The 16,265-nt window shown below is 71.7% G+C and carries 13 protein-coding genes; 6 read left to right on the top strand and 7 right to left on the bottom strand.

All coding sequences use genetic code 11. From position 1 onward, the window contains the following. Positions 1-7: 7 nt before the first annotated feature. The 5 genes from DP107_RS08335 to dnaJ form a co-directional block, all read right to left on the bottom strand. Entirely contained in the window at positions 8-1,255 is a 1,248-nt protein-coding gene (locus DP107_RS08335) for an ornithine cyclodeaminase (protein WP_144261700.1), read from the bottom strand. Positions 1,256-1,321: 66 nt separating this feature from the next. After that, on the bottom strand, positions 1,322-1,636 hold the full coding sequence (locus DP107_RS08340; RefSeq protein WP_144261701.1) for a hypothetical protein: 315 nt from the start codon (positions 1,634-1,636) through the stop codon (positions 1,322-1,324). Positions 1,637-1,727: 91 nt separating this feature from the next. Beyond that, positions 1,728-2,003, bottom strand: coding sequence for an ArsR/SmtB family transcription factor (locus tag DP107_RS08345; RefSeq protein WP_144261702.1), 276 nt, complete (start codon positions 2,001-2,003; stop codon positions 1,728-1,730). A 112-nt stretch (positions 2,004-2,115) separates the two neighbouring features. Continuing rightward, entirely contained in the window at positions 2,116-2,577 is a 462-nt protein-coding gene (locus DP107_RS08350; protein WP_238330833.1) for a hypothetical protein, read from the bottom strand. A 63-nt stretch (positions 2,578-2,640) separates the two neighbouring features. Then, positions 2,641-3,801: a molecular chaperone DnaJ gene (gene dnaJ, locus DP107_RS08355; RefSeq protein WP_144261703.1), complete on the bottom strand. Its 1,161-nt coding sequence runs from the start codon at positions 3,799-3,801 to the stop codon at positions 2,641-2,643. A 133-nt stretch (positions 3,802-3,934) separates the two neighbouring features. On the opposite strand from dnaJ, the gene DP107_RS08360 reads away from it, so the two are divergent. The 3 genes from DP107_RS08360 (at position 3,935) to ppcA (ending at position 7,500) form a co-directional block, all read left to right on the top strand. After that, positions 3,935-4,972: an NAD(P)/FAD-dependent oxidoreductase gene (locus DP107_RS08360; protein ID WP_144261704.1), complete on the top strand. Its 1,038-nt coding sequence runs from the start codon at positions 3,935-3,937 to the stop codon at positions 4,970-4,972. Positions 4,973-5,061: 89 nt separating this feature from the next. Continuing rightward, positions 5,062-5,988 (top strand): DMT family transporter, encoded by a 927-nt coding sequence (locus tag DP107_RS08365; protein WP_144261705.1) that lies wholly within the window; start codon positions 5,062-5,064, stop codon positions 5,986-5,988. 45 nt (positions 5,989-6,033) lie between these two features. Then, the gene (gene ppcA / locus DP107_RS08370) at positions 6,034-7,500 is read left to right on the top strand and encodes a phosphoenolpyruvate carboxylase (protein ID WP_144261706.1); all 1,467 of its coding nucleotides are present in this window, start codon (positions 6,034-6,036) and stop codon (positions 7,498-7,500) included. 22 nt (positions 7,501-7,522) lie between these two features. Here the strand turns inward: ppcA and DP107_RS08375 are convergent, their stop codons facing one another. Beyond that, positions 7,523-8,527 (bottom strand): LLM class flavin-dependent oxidoreductase, encoded by a 1,005-nt coding sequence (locus DP107_RS08375; RefSeq protein ID WP_144261707.1) that lies wholly within the window; start codon positions 8,525-8,527, stop codon positions 7,523-7,525. Beyond that, complete coding sequence (locus tag DP107_RS08380; protein ID WP_144261708.1) at positions 8,527-9,690, bottom strand: CaiB/BaiF CoA transferase family protein; 1,164 nt, start codon at positions 9,688-9,690, stop codon at positions 8,527-8,529. Before DP107_RS08380 ends, DP107_RS08375 begins: the two co-directional genes overlap by 1 nt. A gap of 132 nt (positions 9,691-9,822) precedes the next feature. Between DP107_RS08380 and DP107_RS08385 the strand changes: the two genes are divergently transcribed. The 3 genes from DP107_RS08385 (at position 9,823) to DP107_RS08395 (ending at position 16,131) form a co-directional block, all read left to right on the top strand. After that, on the top strand, positions 9,823-10,251 hold the full coding sequence (locus tag DP107_RS08385; RefSeq protein ID WP_144261709.1) for a DUF4864 domain-containing protein: 429 nt from the start codon (positions 9,823-9,825) through the stop codon (positions 10,249-10,251). 577 nt (positions 10,252-10,828) lie between these two features. Beyond that, complete coding sequence (locus DP107_RS08390; RefSeq protein ID WP_144261710.1) at positions 10,829-14,338, top strand: tetratricopeptide repeat protein; 3,510 nt, start codon at positions 10,829-10,831, stop codon at positions 14,336-14,338. Between the two features lie 158 nt (positions 14,339-14,496). Then, positions 14,497-16,131 (top strand): long-chain fatty acid--CoA ligase, encoded by a 1,635-nt coding sequence (locus tag DP107_RS08395; RefSeq protein ID WP_144261888.1) that lies wholly within the window; start codon positions 14,497-14,499, stop codon positions 16,129-16,131. Positions 16,132-16,265 lie beyond the last annotated feature (134 nt).

Raw genomic sequence — 16,265 nt, forward strand, 5'->3', positions numbered from 1 at the left:
TGTGGGGTCAGTGCCCCGAGTCGGCGCCCGCCCCGCCGAGGACCTTCTCCGCCAGGATGGGGACGAAGGTCCCGATGTCGGTCACCATCCCGACGGCCTGCGCGGAGCCACGGTCGAGCAGCTGTGTGACCGTCGCGGGGTTGATATCGACACAGACGACCCGCGTCGTGGAGGGGAGACAGTTGCCGACGGCGACGGAGTGCAGTAGCGTCGACAGCATCAGCACCATGTCGGCCTCGTGGGCCTGCTCGCGGATGGCGTTCTGTGCCTCGACCGCGTCGGTGATGGTGCCCGGGAGCGGCCCGTCGTCACGGATGGAGCCCGCGAGCACGTACGGCCGGTCGTTGACGACGCACTCGTACATCACGCCGGACTCGACGAGGCCGTCCTCGACGGCGGCTTCGATGCCGCCCGCCCGGATCACCTCGGAGATGGTGTAGATGTGGTGCTTGTGGCCCTTGCGGGCGTGGTCGAGGGTCTCCGTGTTCACCCCGAGCGACGTGCCGTAGAGGTCCCGCTCGATGTCGTGGACGGCGAACCCGTTGCCCGCGGAGATGGCGTCGACGTACCCCGCCCGGACCAGCCGGGCCAGGTCCTCGCGGGCGCCCGAGTGGATGAGCGCGGGGCCACACACCGCGAGTACGTCGCCGCCCTCGCGCGTGGTCTCGACGATGGCGTCGGCTACCTGCTCGATGGTCGACTCGGAGGGTCGCTCCGAGGAGACGCCGCCCTGCATGAAGCCGAAGGCGCCCTCGCTCTCCCGTGGCCGCTCGGGCGGGTCAACCCGGATGCCCGCCTCGCCGGTCACGACCATGTCGCCGGCCTCGACGGCGTTGAGGACGGCCGTCCGGGCGCGCGTCCCGGCGCCGCGCTCGACCACGACCGCACAGTCCATCTCCGGGTCCTCGACCGGTATCCACTCCCCGTCGACCCGCACGTCCGTCGGGTGGTTGGTGGTGGAGTAGAAGCCGGGCGGGACGACCTGGTCGCGGGGAGCGGGCGCCAGTTCGGCGTCATCCGGGTCGGCGGGGTTGGCGCCGTTCTGGTGGAGCTCGTGGAGGATGGCGTCGAGCGTCGCCTCGTCGTCGGCGGTGACGGTGAGTCGGGCGTAGGAGGTCTCGGTCTTCGAGCGCCCGATGTCGAACGTTTCGACGTCGAACTCACCACCCATGTCCATGATGATGCTGAAGGCCGTCTCCATCGTCCCCGAGTCGATGATGTGGCCCTCGAGCTCGACCTCGCGAGCGACGGTCATGCTCCGGGAGAGCGCGGGCGCGGGCAAGTCGCTTCCGGTGAATCGGCCGACCGCGGGGACCCGCGGTCAGTCGTAGGTGACCCAGGAGAGGAAGGCGAGGCCGCCGAACTCCAGCACCCGGAAGGCGGCCATCGCGGTCTGTGCGGGCGGCGGCACCAGTTCGGGGTTCCCGACCCAGGCCGAGACGGTCGGGTCGAGCATGAACAGGTACGCCCCGAGCGCGTTCTCGCCGATGAGCAGCGTCGCGAAGAGGAACAGTCCGAGCGCGTGTTTCGAGCGGAGATCCCACCAGTTCCGGCCCCAGACCGCCGCGAGACCGAGCAGTAAGAGCAGGTTCAGGACGGTGAGCAGGCGGATGACGTCGACGAGGAGTGCGGCCATTCTGGGTCTCTACTGCGAGCTAATCTATCTCGTCGGGTATACGTTTTCCCAAATCCGGCCCGACTCCGCGGGGGTCACCGTCATCATCCGTTTAGAGCGCGTTCTCGATGATCTCCTCGACGGTCTCCCAGTTGTGCCGGGCGCGGTCCGTCGGGAGGTAGACGGCGCCGTAGTCGTCGCCGGTGTCCCGCACGATGTCGTTCTCCGTCAGGACGTCCAGGTGATGCCGGATGGTCTTGTAGTCCAGGTCGAGGTCCTCCGCGAGTCTGTTCGCGTTCCGGGGGCGCTCGTCGAGGGCCTTCAGGATGCGCGCGCGGTTGGTACCACCACGCGTTCCCGTCAGTACGTACCACAGGACGCCCTCCATTCGTTCATTTTCGCGCGTGCCGGATTGGTAAACGCACCGAATACCGTAGCACACCCAGTCTGTGGCGTTTCGCGCCGCGATTCGGTCGGCCGGGTGCCGGCGGGTCCGTGGGTCAGTCCGTCCGCCGGCTCACGCGCCAGTCCGTGCCCGCGGGGGTGGACGCCGCGAGGCGGTCCCGGAACGCCCGCAGGCCCGCCGCGTCCGTCGCCGACCGGACGTGGAGCTCGATGACGGCCTCGCGGACGGCCAGCCGGAACGTGTCGCCCGTCCGGCCGTCGTGGACGAGGAAGACGGGCAGCGGCAGGTCGAACCAGTCGCCGAAACGGTACGGGCCGTCGGCGAGTACCTCCCGTGCCAGCGCCGCCAGCGCCGCCTCGTCGGTCGGCCCCGCCGTCGGCCGGAGCTCGATGACCGTCGCGCCCTCGTAGGACATCTCGCCGGCCCGCGAGAAGCTCCGCTCCGGATGCTGGAGGTCCGTGAACGGCCCATCGTCGTCCGACCCATCGTCGGCCGCCCGGAGGTCGGCGGCCGTGGAGAACGACAGGTCCGGCTCCGCCTCCGAGTCCCTGCTCATGGGGCTACGTACCGCGGTATTCGGTCTCCCGCGGTTTAAATTCGCGGGCGGGAGCGGGCGGACTCAGAAGCTGCTCTTGATCTTCTCGAAGAAGCTCTGATCGACCGTGAGGTCCTCGTCGGAGGCCTCGGCGAACGCCTCCAGCGCCTCGCGCTGCTCCTCGTTCAGGTCCCGTGGCGTGACGACCTGGATATGGACCAGCAGGTCCCCCCGGCCACGACGCTGGAGGCGGGGCATCCCCTTGTTCCGGAGCCGCCGTGTCTCGCCTGACTGGACGCCCGAATCGAGATCCATCTCTACCGGGCCGTCCAGCGTCGGCACCTCGACGCTGTCGCCGAAGACGGCCTGCGGGAAGGAGACCGGCAGGGTGTAGTGGAGGTCGGCGCCGTCCCGGTCGAACTCGGGGTGGTCCTGGACCTCCACCTCGACGAGCAGGTCGCCGTTCGGCCCGCCACCCTCGCCGGGGGCGCCCTCGCGCTCCATCCGCAGGGTCTGCCCGCTGTCGATGCCGCCGGGGATCTCGACCTCCAGGCTGGCGTCCTCGCGGGTGATGCCCTCGCCGCCACAGGTCGAGCAGGTCTCGTCGTAGAGGGTGCCCTCGCCCTCGCAGCGGCTGCAGGTCCGGGTCTGCTGGACGCGGCCCAGCGGCGTCTGCCGGACGGTCGTCTCCTGGCCGCGACCGTTGCACTGCGGACAGGAGCGCGAGTCCGCCCCCGGCGGGTGGCCGCTCCCGTCGCAGTCCGGGCACCGCTCCGGCCGCGTGATGTTCAGCTGCTTGGTGACCCCCTCGTACGCCTCCTCCAGCGTGACCGTCACGCTCGTCCGGAGGTCGGCCCCCTGGCGGGCGCCACCGCGGCCGCCGCCACCGCCACCACCGCCACCGAAGAACTGCTCGAAGATGTCGCCCATCCCACCGCCGCCGAACGGGTCGCCGCCCCCGCCACCGCCGAACGGTCCGCCGGCACCGCCGGCACCGCCGTCGAAGCCGCCCCGCTTGTCGGCCTGTTCGAACCGCTCGTGGCCCATCCGGTCGTAGGCGGCCCGCTGCTCCTCGTCCGTCAGCACCTCCTTTGCCTTCTGTATCCGCTTGAACTCCTCCTCGGCGTTCGGGTCGTCGTTCACGTCGGGGTGGTACTCGGCCGCCTTCTTCCGGTAGGCCTGTTTGATCTCGTCCTCGCTGGCGTCCCGCGAGACCCCCAGGACCTCGTAGAAGTCCTCGCTCATCTCGTTGTGCACCGTTAGGCGGCTTCCACACTTGAACGGAACGGGTACGGCTCCCCGCGCGGGGCCCCAACGACCCCCGGCCCGCTTCGCCGCGGAACGAACCCTTTCCACGAGGCCGGTCCTACGTCCACCCATGACAGCTATCGGCTTCGTCGGCGCCGGGGCGGGAACCGCGGCCGCGGCGTACACGCTCCGCGACGTCGACGCCGACGTGACGGTCCTGGAGAAGTCCGGCGGCGTCTGCGGCCGGGCCGCCACCCGGCGGAAGGGTGACTACGAGTACGTCTACGACTACGGCGCCAACTACGTGAAGTCGAAGGACGAACGCGTCAACCGACTGCTGACCGAGGAGCTCGACGCGACGGGGCTGGTCGACGCGGCGGAGCCGGTGTGGACGTTCGACGCGGATGGGGAGATCAGCGAGGGTCGGGACGCGGACGACCACAAGTGGAGCTACGAGCGCGGGCTCACGCAGATCGCCAAGCGGCTGTTCGCCGCGACGGACGCGACGGTCCACCGCCGGACGCGGGTGGAGACGGTCCGTCGGGACGGGGAGCGGTGGTCGCTGGTCGACGGCGAGGGGGAGACGTACGGCCCCTTCGACCGGCTGGTGCTGAACCCGCCGGCGCCACAGACCGCCGAACTGCTCCGGAGCGCCGAGTGGGACGACGGGCTCCGCGGTGAGATAGCCGCCGAGGCCGAGTCGGTCGCCTACCGGACCATCACCACCGCCGTCCTGAGCTACGAGGACGGCATCGACCGCCCGTGGTACGCGCTCGTCAACACGGACAAGGCCCACGACCTCGGCTGGCTGTCCCGCGAGGAGTCCAAGGACGGCCACGTCCCCGAGGGCGAGTCGCTGCTCGTCGCACAGATGTCGCCCGAGTGGTCGACCGCACACTACGACGACGACGCCACGAGCGTCTGCGAAGCGGCCGCGACGATGACCGCGGACCTGCTGGACGAGCCGCGGCTGGCCGACCCCTCGTGGACCGACCACCAGGGCTGGGGCTACGCGCTCCCGGAGGACGGCGCCGACACGACCCTGCTGGGGGAGGCGGCCGCATACGACCTCCACTTCACCGGGGACTGGGTCGCTGGCGAGGCGCGGCTCCACGCGGCCCTCCGGAACGGGCTGGAGACGGGCGACCGGCTCGCGGCTGGGCTGTAGCCACCCGGCCGTGCGCGTACGCCACGGCAGTCGGCCGCGGGGCGCCGGCTTCCGACGGACTGATTTGGCCAGCGGGTGAGCCCCGTCCCGTGTCTCGCCGCTCCGCGGTCCTCCTGTTCGCCGGACTCGCCACGATGTGGGGGCTCTCCTTCCCCGCCATCACCGTCGGCCTTCGCGACCTGCCACCGGTGCTGTTCGCCGCGTTCCGGTACGACGTCGCCGCAGTCCTGCTGCTGGCCTACGTCGGCGTCACGGCCGCGCCGGGCGACCGGCTCCCGACCGAACGCCGCGACGTGAGCGGCGTCCTCGCGGGCGGTGTCTTCCTCGTCGCGGCGAACGCGCTGCTGTTCATCGGCCAGCAGACGGTGGCGAGCGGCGTCGCCGCCATCCTCCAGGGGCTCGTCCCCATCCTGACGACGCTGTGGGCGCTCCTGCTGCTCGACGAACGGCTCACGCCGACGGGCGCGGCCGGGGTCCTGCTCGGCTTCGTCGGCGTCGCCCTCATCATCCGGCCGGACCCGTCGAACCTGCTCGCCGCCGACCTGCGCGGGAAGTTCATCGTCCTCGGGCAGGTGGTCTGCGTCGCGCTCGGCGGCGTCCTCGTCGACCGAGCCAGGCCGACCATCGCGAGGGCCGCGCTCACCGGCTGGTCGATGGCGGTCGGCGGCGCTCTGCTCCACCTGTGGAGCCTCGCGGCCGGTGAACCCCTCCTCGCGGCGACCGTATCGGGGACCGCGCTCGGGGCCATCATCTACCTGGGGGTGTTCTCGACGGCGCTGGCCTTCGTCATCTACTTCACCATCCTGGAGCGCTACGGCGCGCTGGAGACCAGCCTCGTCGCCTACCTCGTCCCCGTGGTCGCGACCGTCGCCGGCGTGGTGCTGTTGGACGAGTCCTTCACCCTCGCGACGCTGGGCGGGTTCGTCGTCGTCTTCGTCGGGTTCGCGCTGCTGAAGCGCCGGGAGCTCGCCGACCTCGTCGGCCTCGGCGAGCCGGCGGTCGGCTCCGGTGACTGACAGGTGCGTGCCACCGCTTAACACCGTCCGGGTCCTAAAACGGCCATGACTCCCCCACGGGTGATGAGCACGCAGCATCCGGATAACGCGACGGCCCCGTTCTTCGGCGACCAGGTCATCGAGGACGACGCGGAGATCCGGGAGGCGTACTACGCCTACTCCCACCTCGGTGCCGACGAGCAGATGTGGGACTTCGAGGGGAAGGAGGGCGACGAGTACGCGGTCAAGAAGCTGCTCTCGCGGTACGACGGCTTCTTCGCGGACACCCGACTGGGCGGGGATGTCCGCCTCACTGTCCGGGGTCCGAACCCCGACGTCGAGGAGAACGAGGGGAAGGTGCTGCTGGAGATCCTGGAGTCGATCCCGCGCTCGTACGACGCGGCGGCGGCCTTCGCCGAGGACGCGGACGTCCCGACGGTGGCTCCCATCCACGAGGTCATCGTTCCGATGGTGACCGACGCCGAGCAGGTCGAGCTGGTCCGGGACTACTACACGGAGTTCGTCGCGGGGAAGGCCGAGGCCACCGTCGCCGGCCGCCGTATCGCGGACTGGGTCGGCGAGTTCCACCCGCCGACCGTCTCGGTCATCCCGCTCATCGAGACGCGGGAGGCGATGCTCTCGGCCCACGACATCCTCCGCCAGTACGTCGACGGGCAGGACATCGACTCCCAGCGGGTGTTCCTGGCGCGGTCGGACCCGGCGCTGAACTACGGGTCCCTCTCGGCGGACCTCATCAACCTCGTCGCGCTCCAGCGGCTCCACGCGACGGCCGAGGACCTGGGCATCGAGGTCCACCCGATCCTCGGCGCGGGGTCGGCGCCGTTCCGCGGCGGCCTCGCGCCCGACACCGTCGAGCGGACCCTCTCGGCATACGGCGGCGTCACGACGTTCACCGTCCAGTCGGCGTTCAAGTACGACTACCCGGTCGACCGGGTCCGGGACGCCATCGCCCGGCTCCGGGAGGCACCGCTGACCGACCCGAAACCGGTCGACGAGGAGCGGGCGCTCGCGCTCATCGACCGGATCGCCGGGACATACGCCGACCGGGTGGAGCGGCTGGCGCCGCTGGTCAACCGCGTGGCCGAGCACGTCCCCAAGCGCCGGGCCCGGAAGCTCCACGTCGGCCTGTTCGGCTACTCGCGCGAGGTCGGCGAGAACGCCCTCCCCCGTGCCATCGGCTACACCGCCGCGCTGTACAGCGTCGGCCTGCCGCCGTCGCTGCTGGGCGTAGCCGCGCTGGACGACGACGACGTCGCGTTCGTCGAGGAGACGTTCCCGCGGTTCTTCGAGACGCTCGGGACGGCGCTGAGGTACCACAACCCCCGGGCCTTCGAGGTGGCCGACATCCCCACGGACGACGTGGAGGCGGCGACCGACCTCGTCGACGCGGACCCCGACCCCGAGCACCGCGCGGCCACCGACGACGTCATCGACGCGCTGGCCGCGGGCCGCTCGGACGGCATCGAGGAGTCCGTCGTCCGGGCGGCGCGAGCCCGGGGCTTCCTCGGGTGAGGACGCCACGCGGCCCGACTGCCTACCCCCCGGGCGCCAGGGCCTCGATGGTCGCGTCGAGCATCCCGGGGGCGTCCTGCGGAATCGTCACGAGCGGCCGGTCCAGCACGTCCATCGCGCGGAGGTCGGCGAACTGTCCGCGGGCGGCCTCGGGCGTCCCCGCCACGCCCAGCGCCGCGACCATCTCGTCCGTGACGGCCGCGCGGGCGGCCTCGCGCTCGCCCGACCGCCACGCCTCGGCGACGGCATCGGCCCCGTCCGGAAACCGGTCGGCGACGGCCCGGCGGTAGCCCTCGCCGTTGCCGACGTAGTAGGCGACGTGGCCGCGGATGGCGTCCCGGGCCTCGGCGGGGTCCTCGTGGACCGCCGCGGGGACGTACGGCGCGACCGTGATGTCCTCGGCGTCACGGTCCGGGGGGGTGTGCTCGCGGATGTAGTCGAAGGCCTCGGGGAGGGCCGGAAACGGGACGTTGTGGGGGATCCAGCCGTCGCAGAGCCGCGCGACGACCCGCCGGTTCGCGGGGCCGAGGGCCGCGCCGTACAGCGGAACCCGCGACCCGAGTGCGGGGAAGTCGGCCGCGTGGAAGACCTGCCCATCGTAGTCGACCCGGCCGCCGCCCTCCAGGAACTCCCGGACCAGTTCGATGCACTCGTGGGCGCGCCGGGCCGGGTTCGGGTCATCGAACGACAGCCCGTGGAGGTCCTCGATCGACTTGCGAGTGCTCGTCCCGAGCCCGAGCGTGAACCGGCCGCCCGAATCGCGCTGCAGCGTCGCGGCCGTCATGGCCAGCGTGGCCGGCGTCCGCGAGTAGACGTTCAGGATGGCCGCCCCCACCTCGACGGCCTCGGTCCGCTCGACGATCTCGGCCAGTTTCACCGGCGCCGCGGTGTACCAGAGCTCGCCGAGCCACACCGAGTCGTAGCCCAGCTCCTCGGCCCGGACCGCCACCTCGGCCGGGTCCGGGCCGACCTGTGGCAGCAGGAACCCCACCCCGTTGACCTCGGCCGCGGCGTCCGACCTGGACATCAGCTGACGGCCCCCGAATCCAGCAGCGACTCGACCTCGTCATCGTCGAGCCCGGCCTCGCGCAGGACCGCGGCGGTGTGCTCACCGTGGCCGGGGACGGACTCGTCGGTGTCGGTCGGCACGTCGGTCCCCATCGCCGGGAAGCCGACCCGCGGTGGCGCGTCCGCGGGCCGTTTCACCACCCGCTCGGAGAGCTGGTCGTGTTCGAACGCCTCTGCCGGCGTGAGGACGGGCCCCGTCATCGTCCCGTCGCTCAGCTCCGCCAGCCACTCCTCGCGGGTCCGCTCGGCGAACAGCTCCTCCAGCCCCTCCCGAAGTGCGGCCCGTCGGTCCGGGTCGCCGCTCATGTGCTCGCCGACCCACTCCTCGCGGCCGACCTCCTCGCAGAACGCCTGCCAGAACTCCGGCTCCAGCGCCCCGAGCGTGATGTACTGGCCGTCGGCACACTGGTAGACGTCGTACCAGGGGTACTGCCCGGTGAGTGCGGTCCCGCCGGGGCGTGGGTCCTCGCCCGCGAGCGCTTCGTAGGCGACCGACTGGGAGAACGACGCCACCACGTCCGTCATCGAGACGTCGATATACTCGCCGCCGCCGTTACCGAGTTCGCGGGAGAGCAGCGCCGAGACGATACTGAACGCGGCGAACAGGCCGCCGCCGAGGTCGCCGATCTGGTAGCCCGGGACCCGGGGGGCGTCGTCCTCGCCGTTCCGGGTCATGTCCAGCAGTCCGGCGACGCCCACGTAGTTCAGGTCGTGGCCGGCGCGCTCCCGGTAGGGACCGCTGTTGCCGTAGCCCGAGAGCGAACAGTAGACGACCTCGTCGTTGACTTCGCGGACGCTGTCGTAGTCGACGCCGAGCCGGTCCACCACGCCGGGGCGGAACTGCTCGAAGACGACGTCCGCCCCGGCCGCCAGCTCCATGAACGCCTCCCGGCCGGCGTCGCTCTTCAGGTCGATGGCGACCGACCGCTTGCCGCGGTTGACCGAGTCGAACAGCGCGCCCGTCCCGCGCTCGGTGACCGGCGGCGTGTGGCGGGCGTAGTCGCCAGCGCCCGTATCCTCCACCTTCACCACGTCGGCGCCCATGTCCGCCAGCAGCTGCGTGGCGTACGGTCCCGGCAGGAGGCGGGTCAGGTCGAGCACCCGCACGTCGTCGAGTCGCATACCGTTCGGTGCGGGGGGTGGCACTTCAAGACTCCCGCTCGGATGGACGGGGGGAGGTGGTCGCACTCGCCGTCCGCCCCGGGCAAAGGGAACGGCGAAGGATACAGCCGTCTCGCGCCCCCAGATGAATACATGCCGGAAGACCCCGACGAACACGGTCGGTCCGAGTCAGACGACACCCACTCGCTGCCCGAACCGTCGCCAACGCACGGCGCCGAGGACGTGGTCCGCATCCAGGTCGAGGCGCTCCGCCACAACGACCACCCGCGCGACGACGCTGGTATCGAGACGGCCTGGCGGTTCGCCTCCCCGGCCAACCGCGCGAACACGGGCCCGTTCGACGCCTTCCGCCGGATGGTCCGGAGCGAGCCGTACGCGGCGATGGTGGACCATCGGGAGGCGACGCTCGGACCCGTCGAGGTCCGGGACCGGCGCGCCACGGCCGAAGTGGCCCTCACCGGGCCCGAGGGCCGGTCGCGAACCTACCGGTTCCGCCTCTCCCGGGACCACCGCGGGGACCTCGACGGCTGCTGGCTGACCGACGCCGTCATGACGGCCTGATTATCGAGTTATCCGGCCCATTTCGCCCGAAAGTGCCACCTATTCGGTAGAACCGGCTCTCCAACGTAAAACATCCCGGGATACCGGCCTACGACCTCTCCGCTGCACGGACGATACGGGGGGTGCCGTCGGCGACGACGAGGCCGAAGCGCCGAGCGCATGAAGTCGCGACGGTCCACGCCGCGTCGGTCGCGGTCCCGACCGCGCTCACCGCCGGACGCCTCAGGTCCTCCCTCGCGGGCAGAGCTCTCGTTCCGTTCCACATCACCGGTGCCGTCGCTGTCGTCGTCATGGAACGGACATGGCATCGTGCGTTCCCCCGTCCCGGTCACGGCCGGGCACTCGGCGGCAGAACTGGCCCCGTATTCAACCCATCGTTTGAGCCACCCTGTCACGTCTTGAGTGGCCCACGCTCGTGGAGCCCGGCGGGGCAACTCCGGTGAACGTCCCCCGTATCGACATCGCGTCGCGGCCCCCCGACCCGCCGTCCCTCACCCGGACGCTGATGCCGTCGGTGGTCGGTAGAGGGCCACTGCCGCCAGCAGATTTACACGAGTGGCACGCATTCGCACGGCTGATGCCGGACGAGAGGGGTGGACGAACCGTCGCTGATCTGGTGGCGCGTCGAGCGGACCTGTTATCGCTGTTGGGGGAACCGCACGCCAAGCCCGAGATGGTCGAGTCGCTGGACACCTCGCGCTCGACGGTCGATCGCGCCATCCGACGATTACGTGACGCCGGCCTCGTCGAGCAGCGCCGCGGGGGCTACGCGCTCACGTACGCCGGCCGGGTGGCCGTCGAGCAGCACCGGTCGTACCGCGAATCGCTGGCGGCGACGGCGGCGGCCGAGCCGGTGGTGGCGCCGCTCTCGCCCGACACCGACCTGGACGTGGCGATGCTACGGGGCGCCACCAGCCAGCGTAGCGCCGAACCGTCGCCGTACCGGGCGCTGGAGCCGCTCCACGAGGCCATCGGCGAGGCCGACCGGTACCGGGGGGCGCTGCCGGCCCTCGACGACCCGCGGCATTTCCGGCTGCTCTACGAGCACGTCGTCTCCGGGGGGCGACCGGCGGCGCTGACGGTGAGCCGGTCGCTGCTCGACGCGCTGCGCGAGGAGTTCCCGCGCCGGCTCGAAGTGCTGCTAAACCGGCCCGAGATGGAGCTGACGACCGGCCCCGTCCCCGCCTACGGGCTGGTGGTGACCGAGCGCGATGGCGAGGAGACGACGACGGGCATCATCTACGACGACGGGACCGTCCACGGGACGCTCCGGAACGACGCGGAGCCGGCGGCCGACTGGGCCCGGGAACGGCTGGCGACGGTTGCGGAGCGTGCGACGACGGTGATGCCGGCCGAGGACCGTCCGGCCGACGAGGGGCCGTCGCTGGACCCGGTGCTCGAGCGGGAGGGGTTCGTCCGGCCGTCGGAGTCGTACTTCGCGACGCGACCGACCGCCGACCCGGTCGACGCCTGGCTGGCGGGGCCGGGGCTCCCGGAGGTCCAGGCGGGCTACGCCGTGGACCCGACGCTGGAGCGCGACGGCGAGCGGACGGGGATGACCGACCACCTGCTGTCGCGGGTACGGGAGGGACCGGTGGCGGTCGTCGGCCCGCCGGGGAGCGGGAAGAGTACGGTCTGCAAGCGTGTCGCCTGCGAGTGGCACCGCGACGGCGGTACCGTCTTCTATCGCGAGGGCGGCCACCAGCCGGGATTCGACGCCGTCCGCGCGCTGACGGCCGCCGTCCGCGACGCGGACGACCCGCTGGTCGTCGTGGAGGACTGCCTCGCCCCGGACGCCCGCAGCGTGTTCGAGGTGGTGGCCTCGCTGGATGACGGCGAGGCGGCCGTCCTGCTGGATTCGCGGGCCTCGGACTGGAGCGACCCCCCGACGGACCTGCCGGTCGAGCCACCGGAGGCGGCCGAGGCCATCCGGATGCCGTCGCTCCTCGACGGTGACGCCGAGCGGCTTGCCGAGCGGTTCGAGCGGCTCGTCGACGCCGCCGTGGACGTCTCGGCGGAACAGCTCCGGACGGCGGTGCGCGACGAGCGCCGCCCGGGGGACGGCGCGGCGCCGGCCGAACCCCTACTCCTGGCGCATCGACTGGCCTCACGACTGGAGGGTCGGACGACGCCGAGCGGCCTGGAGTCGGCGGTCGAGGCGGTCCGGACGGACCTCGAGGAGCGCGGCGACGCCGCCGTCGCCGTCGGGCTGATCGTGAACCTGCTGAACGCCGCCGGGGTGCCCGTGCATGCGGCGTACGTCCACGCGGCCGTGGAGGCCGACTCGGACGCCGTTCGGTCGGGTCTCGACGCGCTCGACGGACGGGTGCTGTTCGGCCGTGATACGGACCGGTTCCGGACCGTGCACGACTCGTGGTCGACGGTCTACCTGCGGTCGGCGCTGGCGGACGGCGGGGCCGACACGCTCGGACGCTGTTGCACCCGCCTGCTCGCGCTGGGCGACACTCCCGACGCGCGAGCCGCGGCCCGTGAGGCGGTGACCGGCGACGGAACCGGCGCGGCGGCCGTGCTGGACCGCATCGCGGCGGCGCCCGGCGAGTGGGCTGACGATACCACCGAGCGGCTGTTCGGGCTTGGTCCGGACCTCCCGGCGCTGGCGCCGGCGCTGGCCGGCACCGACGGCCAGGGGGAGCTACCGGCCGCCTGCAGCGACGCGACCCGCGGCCGGGTGCAGGGGCAGCGGGCGGAGAGCTGGATGCTCGCCGGCGACCCGGACGCGGCCGAGGACGCGTACGAACAGCTCCGCGAGGGCGCCGAGGCAGGGCGGTTCGGCGACGCGTCCGACCGGCTAGTCTGGCGGGCGATTCACGGGCTCGGCGACGTGGCCCGGCGGTGCGGCGAGTTCGACCGGGCCGAGGAGCTGATGGAGACCGCCGCCGAGCGGGCCCGGGCGGCGGGCAACGAGCGACAAGCTGCGGTCGCACGGATGCATCTGGGCGTCCTGGCCGAGTACCGTGGCGACCTGGACCGGGCGGAGCGGCTGCTGACCGGGAGCCTCGACGACTTCGCGGACGCCGGCGGCCCGGGCGACCGTGCCGACGCGCTGGACAACCTCGGCATCGTCTACCGGAAGCTGGGCCGCTACGACGACGCGGCGGCGGCCCACCGGGAGTGTCTGGACATCCGACGGTCGTTGGGCGACCTGGCGGGCGAGCAGCGGGCCGTCCACAATCTGGGCACGCTGGCTCGCCACCGCGGCGACCTGACGACGGCCGAGCGACGGTTCCGCCGGTCGCTCGACCTGCAGACAGAGTGCGGCGGGCCCGCGGCCGAGGCGTACGTGGTCGGGGCGCTCGGCCGCGTCTACCTCCGGCGAGGTCACTACGACCGGGCTCGGGAGGCCCTCGACCGTGGCCTCGAACTGGCCCGCGAGACGGGCGACAGGCACGTCGAGATGGAGTTCGAGATCGACCACGGGCTGCTGGCCCACCGGACCGGCGACGCGGCGACGGCGGGCGAGCGACTCGAACGGGCGGTCGACCTCGCCCGCGAGGTCGAGGACCGCCGCGGCGAGAGCGACGCGCTCCGGGCGTCCGGCGTCGTGGCGCTCGAATCCGGGGACCTCGACAGTGCGGCCGAGCGACTGTCCGAGGCGCGCTCGCTCGCGGCGGAGACGGGCTACCGGGACGGCGAGGCGAACTGCTGGCTCGAACTCGCGCGGCTGGCCCGCCGCCGGGACGACGGGGACGTCGCCCGACGGCGGCTCGACGAGGTCTTCGACATCACCGAGGCGGCCGACAACAGGCTGGTCCGTGCCCGCGCGGAGGCCGTTCAGGGCGCGGTCACGGGCGACCCCGACACCATCGCGGATGCCGCCGACCGGCTCCGGGACGCCGGGGCGGTTCCGGCGGCGCTGTGGGCGACCGACCTGCTGGTCGACGCGTGCGAGGCGGCCGGCGCCCTCGATACGGCGGCCGGTCACTGCGACCGCGCCGTCGACCTGGCGCGGGAGGCCGGGCTGACGGAGGACAGGGAGCGCTTCGCCGAACGCCGCCGGTCGTTCGAGACCGACCCCGACCCGACGACCGCGAGCAGCGATACCGAACACGGGACGACGCCCGACTGACCCGGGTGGCCGTCGCCGTCGGGGTCGTCGCTCGCGACATCCCGGGGCGACCACCCGTCCGCAGGCCCGGAAACGGGGTCACCATCCACCGTGGATGTCACGGGCGGCTTCGCCGCAAGAACGAATACGTCCCGTGCCAATCGAGGGCATACGCCATGATGGACTACCAGCTCACGCTCGAGAAGGTCCTCGACCGCGCCACCTCACTGTTCCCCGAGCGGGAGATCGTCAGTGTCCGGCCGGACGGGTCGAAACACCGCTACACGTACGACGACCTGGGTGACAGGGTGGCCCAGCTGGCGAACGCGCTCGACGACCTCGGCGTCGACGAGGGCGAGCGCGTGGCGACGGTCGCGCTCAACAACTACCGTCATCTGGAGTGCTACTTCGGGCCACCGTGTTCGGGTCGTTCCATCCACATGTGCAACATGCGGCTCCCGGACGAGCACTTCGAGTACATCATCAACGACGCCGAGGACAAGGTACTGTTCGTCGACCCGGCGTTCATCGAGAAGGTGGAGGCCAACGCCGACCGGCTGGAGACCGTCGAGCAGTACGTCGTCCTGGCCGACGAGGTGCCGGAGACGTCGCTGGAGCCGGTCGTCGCGTACGAGGACCTGCTGGCCGAGCAGTCGACCAACTACGACTGGCCCGACATCGACGAGGAGGCCGAGTGCGGCATGTGCTACACCTCCGGGACGACGGGCAAGCCCAAGGGCGTGGCTTACTCCCACCGCGGGGTCTACCTCCACACGCTGATGTGTGGGCACGTTGACGCCAACGGCGTCGGCGAGTCCGAGACGGTGCTCCCCGTGGTGCCGATGTTCCACGCCAACGGCTGGGGGCTGCCGTACGCCGCGACGCTGGTCGGCGCCAAGCAGGTGCTGCCGGGCGTCCACAGCGAGCCCGGGCCCATCGCCGAACTCATCGACGAGGAGGACGTGACCCTCTCGGCTGCGGTGCCGACCATCTGGCTGGAGATGGCCGAGTACCTCGAGGACAACCCCGAAGCGGACATCTCCAGCATCGACCGGCTCACCGTCGGCGGGTCGGCGCCGCCGGAGTCGCTCATCCGCCGCTACGACGAGGAGTTCGACGCCCCCATCATCCAGGGCTGGGGGATGACCGAGATGAGCCCACTCGGGAGCCTCTCCGTGCTCCGGAAGGAGGTCGCCGACGCCGACACCGAGACCCGTTACGCCAACCGGGCGAAGGCGGGGATGCCCGTTCCCGCCGTCGATACCCGCATCATCGACGACGACGGCGAGCAGGTCCCCCACGACGGCGAGGCGTTCGGCGAACTCCAGGTCCGGGGCCCCTGGGTGGTCGACGAGTACCACAACCGCCCCGGCGCCACCGAGGCGTCGTTCGTCGACGACGAGACGGGCCGCTGGCTGAAGACCGGCGACATCGCGACGATGGACGGGGAGGGCTACCTCGATATCGTCGACCGGACGAAGGACGTAATCAAGTCCGGCGGCGAGTGGATCTCCAGCGTCGAGCTGGAAAACGAGCTGATGGCCCACGAGGCCGTCTCCGAGGCCTCGGTCATCGCCGTCGACCACGAGAAGTGGCAGGAGCGACCGATGGCCTGCATCGTCCTGCGGGACGGCCACGAGGTCAGCGGTGGCGACCTCGACGAGTTCCTCGGCGAGCGGTTCCCCGCCTGGTGGCTCCCCGACCGCTACGAGATCGTCGACGCCATCCCCCGCACCTCGACCGGGAAGTTCGACAAGAAGGTGCTCCGGGACCGGTTCGCCGACGTGACGCTGGGCGAGGAAGCCGCCGACTGAGTGGCCCGTCCGCAGTGACGGGCTCCCCCCGGCACTGTACCGGTAGCCGTCCGGAGCGTCCAGCCGCCAACTACACCCCCCGATTCCTCCCTTACGGCCGCGGATATGCGTGTATTGCCCCTGAGACACACGGC

The organism is Haloglomus irregulare (assembly GCF_007421925.1).
In the GTDB taxonomy this organism is placed as follows: Archaea; Halobacteriota; Halobacteria; order Halobacteriales; family Haloarculaceae; genus Haloglomus; species Haloglomus irregulare.

Bases quoted from the DNA above. Each gene is read 5' to 3' on its own strand.
- DP107_RS08335 (WP_144261700.1), bottom strand. From the start codon at position 1,255: ATGACCGTCGCTCGCGAGGTCGAGCTCGAGGGCCACATCATCGACTCG.
- DP107_RS08340 (WP_144261701.1), bottom strand. From the start codon at position 1,636: ATGGCCGCACTCCTCGTCGACGTCATCCGCCTGCTCACCGTCCTGAAC.
- DP107_RS08345 (WP_144261702.1), bottom strand. From the start codon at position 2,003: ATGGAGGGCGTCCTGTGGTACGTACTGACGGGAACGCGTGGTGGTACC.
- DP107_RS08350 (WP_238330833.1), bottom strand. From the start codon at position 2,577: ATGAGCAGGGACTCGGAGGCGGAGCCGGACCTGTCGTTCTCCACGGCC.
- dnaJ (WP_144261703.1), bottom strand. From the start codon at position 3,801: ATGAGCGAGGACTTCTACGAGGTCCTGGGGGTCTCGCGGGACGCCAGC.
- DP107_RS08360 (WP_144261704.1), top strand. From the start codon at position 3,935: ATGACAGCTATCGGCTTCGTCGGCGCCGGGGCGGGAACCGCGGCCGCG.
- ppcA (WP_144261706.1), top strand. From the start codon at position 6,034: ATGACTCCCCCACGGGTGATGAGCACGCAGCATCCGGATAACGCGACG.
- DP107_RS08375 (WP_144261707.1), bottom strand. From the start codon at position 8,527: ATGTCCAGGTCGGACGCCGCGGCCGAGGTCAACGGGGTGGGGTTCCTG.
- DP107_RS08380 (WP_144261708.1), bottom strand. From the start codon at position 9,690: ATGCGACTCGACGACGTGCGGGTGCTCGACCTGACCCGCCTCCTGCCG.
- DP107_RS08385 (WP_144261709.1), top strand. From the start codon at position 9,823: ATGCCGGAAGACCCCGACGAACACGGTCGGTCCGAGTCAGACGACACC.
- DP107_RS08390 (WP_144261710.1), top strand. From the start codon at position 10,829: ATGCCGGACGAGAGGGGTGGACGAACCGTCGCTGATCTGGTGGCGCGT.
- DP107_RS08395 (WP_144261888.1), top strand. From the start codon at position 14,497: ATGGACTACCAGCTCACGCTCGAGAAGGTCCTCGACCGCGCCACCTCA.